11 protein-coding genes are annotated in these 10647 nt (G+C 69.4%); 8 read left to right on the top strand and 3 right to left on the bottom strand.

Annotated features, from left to right (window positions below; genetic code table 11):
• The first annotated feature begins 285 nt into the window (after nucleotides 1–285).
• Nucleotides 286–462: a hypothetical protein gene (locus ACSEEN_RS04765; protein WP_440712494.1), complete on the top strand. Its 177-nt coding sequence runs from the start codon at nucleotides 286–288 to the stop codon at nucleotides 460–462.
• A gap of 11 nt (nucleotides 463–473) precedes the next feature.
• Nucleotides 474–1307 (top strand): SDR family NAD(P)-dependent oxidoreductase, encoded by an 834-nt coding sequence (locus tag ACSEEN_RS04760; protein WP_440712493.1) that lies wholly within the window; start codon nucleotides 474–476, stop codon nucleotides 1305–1307.
• A gap of 34 nt (nucleotides 1308–1341) precedes the next feature.
• Here the strand turns inward: ACSEEN_RS04760 and ACSEEN_RS04755 are convergent, their stop codons facing one another.
• Both ACSEEN_RS04755 and ACSEEN_RS04750 read right to left on the bottom strand, forming a co-directional pair.
• On the bottom strand, nucleotides 1342–1728 hold the full coding sequence (locus tag ACSEEN_RS04755; protein WP_440712492.1) for a YidH family protein: 387 nt from the start codon (nucleotides 1726–1728) through the stop codon (nucleotides 1342–1344).
• 155 nt (nucleotides 1729–1883) lie between these two features.
• Nucleotides 1884–2354 (bottom strand): MarR family winged helix-turn-helix transcriptional regulator, encoded by a 471-nt coding sequence (locus tag ACSEEN_RS04750; RefSeq protein ID WP_298444901.1) that lies wholly within the window; start codon nucleotides 2352–2354, stop codon nucleotides 1884–1886.
• A gap of 97 nt (nucleotides 2355–2451) precedes the next feature.
• On the opposite strand from ACSEEN_RS04750, the gene ACSEEN_RS04745 reads away from it, so the two are divergent.
• On the top strand, nucleotides 2452–2847 hold the full coding sequence (locus ACSEEN_RS04745; protein ID WP_440712491.1) for a DUF5313 family protein: 396 nt from the start codon (nucleotides 2452–2454) through the stop codon (nucleotides 2845–2847).
• 37 nt (nucleotides 2848–2884) lie between these two features.
• Entirely contained in the window at nucleotides 2885–3832 is a 948-nt protein-coding gene (locus tag ACSEEN_RS04740) for an alpha/beta hydrolase (RefSeq protein WP_440712490.1), read from the top strand.
• Here the strand turns inward: ACSEEN_RS04740 and ACSEEN_RS04735 are convergent.
• Nucleotides 3814–4515 carry a GntR family transcriptional regulator gene (locus ACSEEN_RS04735; RefSeq protein WP_440712489.1) on the bottom strand — a complete coding sequence of 234 codons (702 nt, stop codon included), beginning with the start codon at nucleotides 4513–4515 and terminating at the stop codon, nucleotides 3814–3816. The two genes, ACSEEN_RS04740 and ACSEEN_RS04735, sit on opposite strands and share 19 nt — an antisense overlap.
• Before the next feature lie 119 nt (nucleotides 4516–4634).
• Here ACSEEN_RS04735 and ACSEEN_RS04730 point away from each other — a divergent pair, with 119 nt between their 5' ends.
• The 4 genes from ACSEEN_RS04730 to ACSEEN_RS04715 all read left to right on the top strand — a co-directional run bounded on the left by ACSEEN_RS04730 (nucleotide 4635) and on the right by ACSEEN_RS04715 (nucleotide 10565).
• Entirely contained in the window at nucleotides 4635–6206 is a 1572-nt protein-coding gene (locus ACSEEN_RS04730) for a class I adenylate-forming enzyme family protein (RefSeq protein WP_440712488.1), read from the top strand.
• A 14-nt stretch (nucleotides 6207–6220) separates the two neighbouring features.
• Nucleotides 6221–8176 (top strand): flavin-containing monooxygenase, encoded by a 1956-nt coding sequence (locus tag ACSEEN_RS04725; protein ID WP_440712487.1) that lies wholly within the window; start codon nucleotides 6221–6223, stop codon nucleotides 8174–8176.
• The gene (locus tag ACSEEN_RS04720; RefSeq protein WP_440712486.1) at nucleotides 8173–8922 is read left to right on the top strand and encodes an SDR family NAD(P)-dependent oxidoreductase; all 750 of its coding nucleotides are present in this window, start codon (nucleotides 8173–8175) and stop codon (nucleotides 8920–8922) included. The genes ACSEEN_RS04725 and ACSEEN_RS04720 overlap by 4 nt, the downstream gene beginning before the upstream one ends.
• A 143-nt stretch (nucleotides 8923–9065) precedes the next feature.
• The gene (locus ACSEEN_RS04715; protein ID WP_440712485.1) at nucleotides 9066–10565 is read left to right on the top strand and encodes an aldehyde dehydrogenase family protein; all 1500 of its coding nucleotides are present in this window, start codon (nucleotides 9066–9068) and stop codon (nucleotides 10563–10565) included.
• The last annotated feature ends 82 nt before the right edge of the window (nucleotides 10566–10647 follow it).

The following is a 10647-nucleotide window of genomic DNA, read 5'->3' as shown; positions in this document are numbered from 1 at the left end:
TTTGCAGCAGCTCGCGCATCAGATCCGGTGACGCGTCGGCGAGGGCTTGGCCAAGCAGGCCTGCAGGGTCGACAATATGAGGTGCGGTCATCGTGATGACTCCGTTCGAGGATTCTTTAGACGGTTGACTCGAAGGATCACACGGTGGCCGCTCTACGTCCGTCCCGACACGAAGTCGGAGACGATCTCGGCCACCGAGTTACACCACCTTATGGGGCACTACTATGTTCTGTCAGACTTCCGGGGGTAGCGCTGCTAATCTCCGCTGCATCTCGACACTCACCGATGATCAGCACCCGCTTCGCCGAGGAGTCCGGGATCGAGCATCCGATCGTCCGCGGCGGGCGGACGGCGGCCGGAACGGCCGGCCTGATCGCGCCGATGGCGAACGCCGGGGCACGGGGCTTCCTCACCGCGCTCAGCCGCCCGGTGGCGGGCGACGTCGGCGTCGGCCACCCCTGACGGGCGCGGGCATGCGAGGACGACGGCGGCACCTACCGCGCCCGGACGGCGTCTTCGTGGTGACCGGTGCGGGCAACGGGATCGGGCGCTGCGTGGCCGTCGAACTCCTCGCGCGCGGGGCGCGGGTGGCCGCCGCCGACCTCGACGCCGGCGCTCTGGCGCGGCTCGTCGACGACGCGCGAACGGGCGATCGGCTCTCGACGCACACGCTGGACGTCGCGGATCGGGAGGCGTGTGCGGCGCTGCCCGCCCAGGTGCTCGCCGCGCACGGGAGAGTGGACGGGCTGTTCAACATCGCCGGGATCGCCCAGGGTTTTGAGACCGCGTGCGGGATCGACGAGGCGCGGATACGAACGATCGTCGACGTCAACTTCTACGGGACCGTCGAGCTGACCAGGGCGTTTCTGCCGGTGCTCGATGGCCGGCCGGACCGGGGTGTGATCATGGTGACGTCGAGCCTGGCCGCGATGGTGCCGGTGCCCGGTGCCGCCGTGTACGGGGCGTCGAAGGCGGCGGTCGCGCAGTTCGGGTACGGCCTCGCGCAGGACCTGCGGAACGCCCGGTCCTCGGTGACGGTGACGACCGCCCTGCCCGGTACCGTCTGGACCGGTCTGGTCGCCGAGAGCGCACGGACCCTCGGCACTCCCGAAGTGCTCGCCCGGAACTTCGCGATGGCCGCGCCCAAGGCCGCGCACCGGATGATCGAGGCCACGTTTCGGGGCCGTCGTCGCGTGGTGATCGGGGCTGACGCCCGCGTGTACGACATGCTCGGCCGGGTCAGTCCGGCCGCCGCCGAACGGGTGTCGTACGCGCAGGTCGCGCGGTTCGTCTACCGGGATCGCTGATCGACGCGCCGAAGATCGTGGGTGGCCGGCGCGGTCAGTGCCACACGACGAAACCGAGTCCGGTCAGCACCAGCAGAGCGGCCAGGAGATAGATCGGCCACGGACCGGGGAGTGGGCCGCCGCGTTTGAGGGCGGCGTCGACCATGCGCCAGCGCGCGATGCCGATGACCGCGGTCAGTGCGCCGATCACCACGAGGGCGCTGCCGAGGGTGACTCGCGCTGCGGCGTTGCCGAACGGGTCGATCAGATGCAGGACGGCGACACCGGCCGCCATCAGACCGAGGGCCGTCCGCAGCCACGCCAGGACGGTGCGTTCGGAGGCGAGGGTGAAACGGGCGTCGACGGCGCCGGGGAGGAGGGCGCCTGCACTGTCCGGGTCGTCGTCGGATGGGGCGCCGGACCCTTCGACTCGGTTCGTCACTTCGTTCCTCACCGGCTCAGGGGGCGGTCGGTTCGGGTCGTCATGTCGTTCCTTGCCGGTTCAGGGGGTGGTCGGTTCGGGTCGTCATGTCGTTCCTCGCCGATCATCGCGTCCGGGTACGCCGCCCATTCTGCCGGTCCGCGGCCGGCCGGAGGTCACCCCGCGGGGGTGGCTTCGGCGCGCAGGGCCGCGGCGTTCACCTTGGTGAGCACGGCGTGGAGTTCCAGGAGGTCGTCGAGGCCCACGCCCAGGGCGGCGACCACCTGGCCGGGGATCTTCAGGGCCTCCTCGCGCAGGGCGAGCCCGGCGTCGGTGAGCACGATGTCGACGCTGCGCTCGTCGTCGTCACGCCGTCGCCGCTGGAGGAGTCCGTTCGCCTCCAGCCGCTTGAGCAGCGGTGACAGCGTCGCGGAGTCGAGTTGCAGCAGGGCGCCGAGATCCTTGACGGCGAGATGGTCGTGCTCCCACAGCGCCAGCATCACGAGGTACTGCGGGTGGGTGAGGCCGAGCGGATCGAGCAGCCGCCGATAGATCTTCAGCACCGAGCGGTTGGCGACCGCCAGGGCGAAGCACACCTGCCGGTCGAGCAGCAGCGGGTTTCCGTCCAGGGCGACCTCGGTTGTCATGGCTCACATCCTACCGCGATTGAATAGCGCACGATTGAATAGGGTGATAGGTTGTGTCGTATTCGATAGCGCACGACTTAAATGAGAGGACGCCGCCATGAGCAGTCGGCCCAACCCCGTTCAATGGATCGGCTACGTGTACGGCGCCAAGCTGCCGGACAGCAAGCGGGACTGGGTCGCGAACGACCTGATGGGTCCGCACGCGGTCGCCCGCCACCTGTTCCGGTCTCAGGTCAGCTTTCTGCCGCTGTATCTGATGATGTTCTTCGCGTTCCCGACCGGTCCGATCTGGGTGCGGGCGCTGATGGTGCTGCTCGCGGTATGTCTGGCGCTGATCTTCTCGGGGTCGTACATGGACCAGAACCGTGTGCGCCGACTCCAGAAGCACGGCCTCGGCGATTCGCCGCGGACCTACAAGCAGCAGGCCGAAGCGCAGGAGATGAAGGATCAGTACGAGGCCCTGTATGCGGCCCGCCGGTCGCACACCGACTGAATGGCGCCGCCATCCGACATACTGTATACCGTCGTAGGTGGCCCGAATTCCTTTTGATCCCGAGTGGGGTGCCGCTGCGGGCGGCCTGATGCGCGCGCTGGCCGCGAGTACCCCGCCTCCGGTCGGCGACTGGCGTACGCGCCGGGACCGGATCGGAGCGTTCCTGCGGCGTCTCGACGGCGCCCTGCCGGAACGGCGCGCGGTGCTTCGCGAGCCCACGGTGGTACGGGCCGCCGACGGCGTGGATCTTCCCGCGCTCTGGTACCGGCCCGGCGGCTCCTCGCCGGTGGGCGGGCCGGCAGCGCTGTTCCTGCACGGCGGGGGCATGATCCTCGGATCCGTGGCCGCCACCGACCGGGCGATCGCCACGTACGCGGACCTCAGCGGGATTCCGCTTCTCGCCGTCGACTACCGGCTGGCGCCGGAGTGTCCGTATCCCGCTCCGGTGGAGGACGCGTACGCGGCACTGTGTGCGCTCGCCGAGTCCGGCGCGGACCCGGATCGGCTCGGGATCGTCGGGGAGAGCGCGGGTGGTGGCCTCGCGGCGGGCGTCACTCTCCTGGCCCGAGAGCGCGGCGGTCCGCGGATCGCCCGGCAACTGCTGATCTATCCGATGCTCGACGACCGCACGGCCTCGCCGGACGAAGCGATCGGCGACGCCGCGGTCTGGACCGTCGAGGACAACCGCACCGGCTGGGACGCGCTGCTCGGCGCGGCGCGCGGAGCGCCGAACGTGCCTTTCGCCGCGGCGCCCGCCCGTTGCCGCGACCTGAGTGGCCTGCCCACCGCCTACGTCGAGGTGGGGCAGCTCGACATCTTCCGTGCGGAGGCGGTGGCCTACGCGGAACGACTGACCGCCGCCGGTGTCTGCTGCGACCTGCGAGTGATGGCGGGTGTTCCGCATTCGTACGAGTGGATCGTGCCGGACGCGGACGTCTCGCGCCGCGCGTTCGCCGAGCGGGTGCGTCAGCTGCGCGCGCTCTGACCCCTCCGCCGCGGTGCCGGTTCGGCGGCGGTGTCCCAGAAGCCCTGTCGCTCGAGGGCGCGCAGCGCCGCGGTCGCACCGGTGATGAAGTGCCGCTCCATCGCGGCGCGGGCCCGCTCGGGGTCGTGCGCTTTCAGTGCGGCCAGGATCTCGTGATGGTCGTGGTCGGCGTCGTCGCCGTCGGTCCGGGCTTCGTACAGATCGGTCGGGACCGGGCTGCCGAGCATGCGCAGCACGCTGTTCATCCGGCGGGAGCCGGCGGCCTGATTGATGGCCGCGTGGAAGGCGAAGCCGAGTCGGCTGCGCTCGTCCTCGTCGTGCGCGGCCTCCATGTCGGCGAGATTCTCTTCGAGGCGGGCGAGCGTCTCGTCGGAGATGGTTTCGGCAGCGCGCGCGGCGGCGCGGCCGGAGATGTGCGCCAGCATCCAGTAGTGGTCTTCGATGTCCTGCGGCGACATCTCGACGACGAAGGCCCCGCGTCGCGGGAAGATCTCGACCAGCCCCTCGGTGACCAGCGCCGAAATGGCCTCGCGGACCGGGATCTTGCTCATGCCGATCTCCTCGGCGAGCGCTTCCTGCTCGATCCGGGCGCCGGGCTTCAGCTCGCGAGCGAAGATGCGGCGGCGGATCTCCTCGGCGGCGATCTGCTGGAGACTGCTCGGCAACGTCACCTTGTGCTGCACGTCGACCCCTCCCGCCTCACGAATGCGAATACTGTAGCCGATCCGGAGCGCTCGGCCCCTTGTGGCCTCGCTCGCATTCCGGTAAACGTATACGGTATATGAAATGAGAGGCGGTTGACATGGCGGAGCACGGAGTGGGGCCGACGGTGGCCGGGGTCCTGCGACGGGGATACCGGGAATACGCGGACCTCCCGGCGATCGTCGACGTGGCGGGCGCGACCATCACGTACGCGGAACTGGGCGAACGGGCCGGCCGCCTGGTCGCCGGACTACAGGCGCACGGCCTCGGCAAGGGCGATCGGGTGGTGATCCTGACGACCAACCGGGCAGAGGCCATGATCCTGGACCACGCGCTCGCGATCGGCGGCTACGTCCGCGCGGCTCTGAGCTACCGTCTGCACCCTCGCGAGGTCGCCGAGATCGCCGACGACTGCGGGGCGGCGATGATCATCGCCGACGACGACCGGCTCACCGCGCTCCTGCCCGAGCTGAACGGCTTCACCGGCGTGATCGCCGGATTCGACCCGAGCGACGACCCTAGGGTGGTCGCCTTCGACGCCCTGTTCGGTGCGGTACCGGCGGCGGAGGTCGAGGTCGCGCCCGGCGATCTGGTCTGGCTGCCGTACACCTCCGGAACCAGCGGCCGCCCGAAGGGCGTGATGCACACCCACCGCAGCCTGCTCGCGATTCTGCGGAACATGCTGGTCGAACTGCCCGGAGCGTCGAGCGCGGACGTACTGGTGCACGTCGCGCCGATCACCCACCTGTCCGGCTACGCGATGATGGCGTATTTCCTGCGCGGCGCACGGCACATTCCGGTCGGCGAGTTCACGGCCGAGACGTACGTGGAGATCGTCGCCCGGCACCGTGCGACGGTGCTGCCGCTGGTGCCCACCATGATCAACATGATGCTGCCGGTTCTGGATGCCGGTGCCCACGACCTGTCGAGTGTGCACACCGTGGTCTACGGCGGCTCGCCGATCGCGCCGGATCGGCTGGCGCGCGCCTTCCGCCTCCTCGGGGCGGTCTTCCTGCAGTCGTACGGCCTCACCGAGATGCCGTTCAACACCTATCTCACCAAACAGGACCACGTCTTCGACCCGGCGGCCGAGGTGCCGGCCCGACTGGCGTCGGCGGGCCGGGTCAGTCCCTTCGTCGAGTACCGACTGGTCGACGCCGACGGGCGGGACGTGCCGCCCGGTGAGCCCGGCGAGATCCAGCTGCGCGGCGATGCGCGCATGGCCGGGTACTGGAACCTGCCCGACGAGACGGCCGCGACGATCCTGGACGACGGGTGGCTGGCGACCGGCGACGTCGGCGCGCTGCGCGAGGGCTTTCTGCACGTCGTCGATCGCAAGAAGGACATGATCGTCTCGGGCGGCTTCAACGTCTACCCGACCGAGGTGGAGAACGCGATCTACCGGCTGGAGGGCATCGACGAGGTGGCCGTCGTCGGGATTCCGGACGAGCGCTGGGGCGAGACCGTGCACGCCGTGGTCTCGCTGCGCCCGGGTGCGGAGGTCACCGTCGAGCAGATCGAGCAGGCGTGCCTGGACCGCATCGCGCCGTACAAGCGGCCGCGCAGCGTCGAGTTCGTCGACGCCCTGCCCAAGACCGGCACCGGCAAGATCGTGCGCCGCGACGTCAAAGCGCGGTACTGGCAGGGCCGCGACCGACTGGTCAACGGCTGAGGGAGGGGAAACGCATGACGACGACCACCGACACCGTGCGCCCGGAGTCCGCGGAATTCGCCGCGATCGTGCACGAGGCGATCGGCGACGCGAACGTGCCGACGCTGCTGATGGTCCTGGTGCAGCTCACCGGCGACCTCACGTGGCTGGCGGAGCCCTATCTGCCGACGCGCGGCCGCGGGCTCAGTGAGAACGACACCGGCGGGCTGCCCGAAGCGATCCAGTCCGAGATCCGGTCCGCGGCGGCCGACGCCATCGTCGCCTGGTACGACGGCGCGCCGGTCGTGATCGAGCAGCCGGATGATGAGCTGTACCGGCGGATGCTGTCGGTGGGCATCGGTGAGCCGGTGCCCGACGAGTACGGCCCGATGATCGCCGACGACATGGCAGCGCTCGGTGGCGACCCGCAGTGGCTGGCGAACGTCCCGGCCGCACCGGAAGGTTTTTCGGCACTGGTGATCGGCGCGGGCATCTCCGGCATGCTGGCCGCGCACGACCTCCGCAAGGCCGGTATCGACGTGACCGTGATCGAACGTGGCGAGCAGATCGGCGGAACCTGGTGGCACAACCGCTATCCGGGGTGCGGCGTCGACGTGCCGAGTCACCTCTATCAATTCGCCGCCGCCACCTCGGATTGGCCGTACTACTACGCCACCCGCGACGAACTGCACGACTACCTGCAGCAGGTCGGGCGGGACTGGGATCTCGCCTCGGTCACCCGGCTGCGCACGGAGGTGACCGCCGCCGCATGGGATGAGGCCGCCCAGCGGTGGTACGCCACCGTCGTCGGGCCCGACGGGGTTCCCGAGGAACTCTCGGCCGACATCGTGATCAGCTGCGTGGGCGCGTTCGGCAATCCGAAGTACCCGGCCATCCCGGGCCGGGAGACCTTCGCGGGCGAGACCGTGCACACCTCGCTGTGGTCGCCGGACTTCGATGTGACGGACAAGCGGGTCGCGGTGATCGGCAACGGCGCGTCGGCCATGCAGATCGTGCCGGCGATCGCGCCGCGAGTGGCGTCGCTGACGGTGTTCCAGCGGTCCGCGCACTGGGTGGCGCCGTTCGAGAAGTTCCGCACTCCGGTGCCCGATCCGGTGCGCTTCCTGCTTCGCGAGGTTCCGCTCTACCGCGCCTGGTACCGGCAGCGCCTGGCCTGGGTGCTCAACGACACGCTGTATTCGGCGTTGCAGGTGGATCCGGAGTGGCCGCATCCCGAGCGCGCGATCAACGCCGCGAACGACGGCCATCGCCGCTTCTTCACCCGCTACATCGAGTCCGAACTCGAGGGCCGGGACGATCTGATCGAGCAGGTGGTGCCGAATTATCCGCCGTTCGGCAAGCGGATCCTGCTCGACAACGGCTGGTACCGGACACTGCGGCGGGACAACGTCGAGCTGGTCGGTGACGCGATCACCGAGATCGTCCCGGACGGTGTGAAGACGGCCGACGGCCGCCTGCACGAGGTGGACGTGATCGTCTACGCGACCGGGTTCGACGTGGTGAACTTCCTGTCGTCGTTGACACTGACCGGCCGGTCCGGGGTTCCGCTCAAGGAACAGTGGGGCGACGACGACGCCAACGCCTACCTGGGCACCACGATCCCCGACTTTCCGAACCTGTTCTGCTTGTACGGGCCCAATACCCAAGCGGGGCACGGCGGCAGCCTCATCTACTACCTGGAATGCCAGATGCGCTACACGATGAGCGTGCTCGGCGAGATGTTCGCCGACGGCGCGACCTCGGTCGAGGTCCGCGACGAAGTCGCCCGGCGCTACAACGACGACGTCGACGCGGCGCATTCCGGGATGATCTGGAGCCACCCCGGGTTCGACACCTACTACCGGAACTCGCGGGGCCGCGTGCTGGTCGCCAACCCCTGGCGCGTCGTCGACTGGTGGCGGATGACCCGCCGGGCCGACCCGGACGAGTACCGATTCACCACCGCTGAGACGCAGGAGACGACACCATGACGCGGCGATTCGACGGACAGGTCGCGGTGGTCAACGCCGCGGCCGGCGCCGGTATCGGGGGCGAGGTGGTCCGGCGGCTGCTGGCCGAGGGCGCCCGCGTGGCCTTCTCCGATGTCAGTAAACGGCGGCTGGACCGGTTCGCCGCGGAGATGGCGGGGGAGTTCGGCGCCGACCGGGTGTTCGCGCAGGCGGTCGACGCTGCCGACGAAGCGCAGGTGCGACGCTTCTTCGACGCGCACCGCGAGCGTTTCGGAGGACTCGACGTGCTGGTCAACAGCGTCGGGCTCAATCAGCTCGCTCCTTTTCCCGACACGCCGCTGGACGTGTGGCAGCGCGTGCTGGGGGCATCGCTCACTTCGCACTTCTTGCACGCGCGCCAGGCGTGGCCGCTGCTCCTGGACTCTCCGGCACCGGCGATCGTGAACATCTCGTCGCTCGCCGCCCGGGATCCGGCGCCGTTCGGTGAGGTGTCGTACGCGGCGGCCAAGGGCGGCGTGCTCGGTCTCACCCACGCGCTGGCCGCGGAGGGCGCCCCGCACGGCATCCGGGTCAACGCGGTCCTGCCCGGTCTGATCTGGAACGAGCGGCTCACCGCCGGCGTCGCGCCCGAATACGTCGATTCGTACCGGGCCAAGCGGCGCTTCGACCGGGACGGTGAACCGGGCGAGGTGGCCGACACCATCCTGTTCCTCGCCTCGTCGGAGAGCCGCAATCTGACCGGGCAGGAGATCACCGTCGGCGCCTGAATTCGCACCGATGCACCATTTTGAACGCCCCTCTCGACATTCAATCGTATACTGAATACGATAAGACGTGACGCTAGTCACTCTCACCCGAACCCGATCGCCAGGCTTCCCGCGGCTCCCGCGGGGACGAACAAGGAGACCCCATGACCGTCACCACCGCCGCCCCGAACCAGGCCCGCAGCCCGAAGGTTCAGGCATGGCTCGATGACCGCTCGTCCGACTCGCTGCTCATCGGCGGACGGTGGGTGCCCGCCAAGTCCGGAAAGACCTTCGAGACCGTCAACCCGACCACCGAGCAGGTACTGGGCGCGGTCGCCGAGGCCGGCCCGGAAGACGTCGACGCCGCCGTGGCCGCGGCGCGGGCGGCCTTCGAGAGCGGCCCGTGGCCGCAGATGGCCCCCGGCGAGCGAGCCCGGTTGCTGCGCAACCTCGCCGGCCTGATGGAGGAGAACCTCGACGAGCTCGCCGAACTGGAGACGCTCGACAACGGCATGACGATCGGTACCGCGCAGGCATTCGTCCAGGTCGCGATCGAATCGATCTACTACTACGCCGGCGCCGTCCAGCAGGTCTTCGGCTCCACCGCACCGAGCGCCCCGGGCAATTTCAACTACATCCTGCGGCAGCCGCTGGGCGTGGTCGGCGCGATCATCCCGTGGAATGCCCCGCTCACCGCCGCCAGCTGGAAGATCGGCCCGGCGCTCGCGGCCGGGAACACTATGATCCTCAAGCCGGCCGAGAGCACTCCGCTCACCGCGATCCGGCTCGGTGAACTGATCACCGAGGCCGGCTTCCCGCCCGGCGTGTTCAATCTGCTCACCGGCTTCGGCCCCGAGGTCGGTGCCCCGATGGCGAACCACTACGGGATCAACAAGCTCACCTTCACCGGTTCGGTCGGCACCGGCCGCGGCATCCTGGAGGCCTCGGCCCGGACCAACCTCAAGCGAGTCACCCTCGAACTGGGCGGCAAGTCGCCGAACATCATCTTCCCGGACGCCGACATGGATGCGGCGATCGCGAACTCGCTGGCCGGCTTCGCGACCATCACCGGCCAGGTCTGCGTCGCCGGCACGCGGCTGTTCGTGCAGCGCGACGTCAAGGACGAGGTGGTCGACGCCCTCACCGGCGCGGCCGACTCGCTGACCATGGGTGATCCGCTCGACCCGGCCACCACGATGGGCCCGCTCGCCAACAAGGCCCAGTTCGAGCGCGTGCAGAGCTACTTCGAGGTCGGCAAGGCCGAGGGGGCCGTCGCCAAGGCCGGTGGCGAGACGCTCGACCGGCCCGGCTACTTCGTCAGGCCGACGGTCTTCGACGGCGTCGAGAACTCCATGCGGATCGCCCAGGAGGAGATCTTCGGTCCGGTCGTCTCGGTGATCCCGTTCAGCGACGAGTACGACGCGGTGCTGCAGGGCAACGACACCACCTACGGCCTGGCCGCTGCCGTGTGGACCCGCGACGTGTCCCGCGCGCACACCGTCGCCCGGCAGATCCAGGCGGGCACGGTGTGGATCAACACCTACCTGCAGCTCGATCCGACCATGCCGTTCGGCGGGTTCAAGGAGTCGGGCCTCGGCCGCGAATTCGGGCCGGACTGGTACCAGCACTTCACCGAGGAGAAGGCCGTCTTCCTCAAGCTCTGACCGGGACCGGCTTCCCCCAGTCCTGTTCTCGCGCCGCGGCACGACGTCGCGTCGCGAGCCCGATCCACCCTCATCCAAGGAG

Origin of the sequence: Gordonia marina (assembly GCF_052036135.1) — a bacterium.
Taxonomy (GTDB): Bacteria; Actinomycetota; Actinomycetes; order Mycobacteriales; family Mycobacteriaceae; genus Gordonia.
This window is presented reverse-complemented; position numbering and strand designations above follow the sequence as displayed.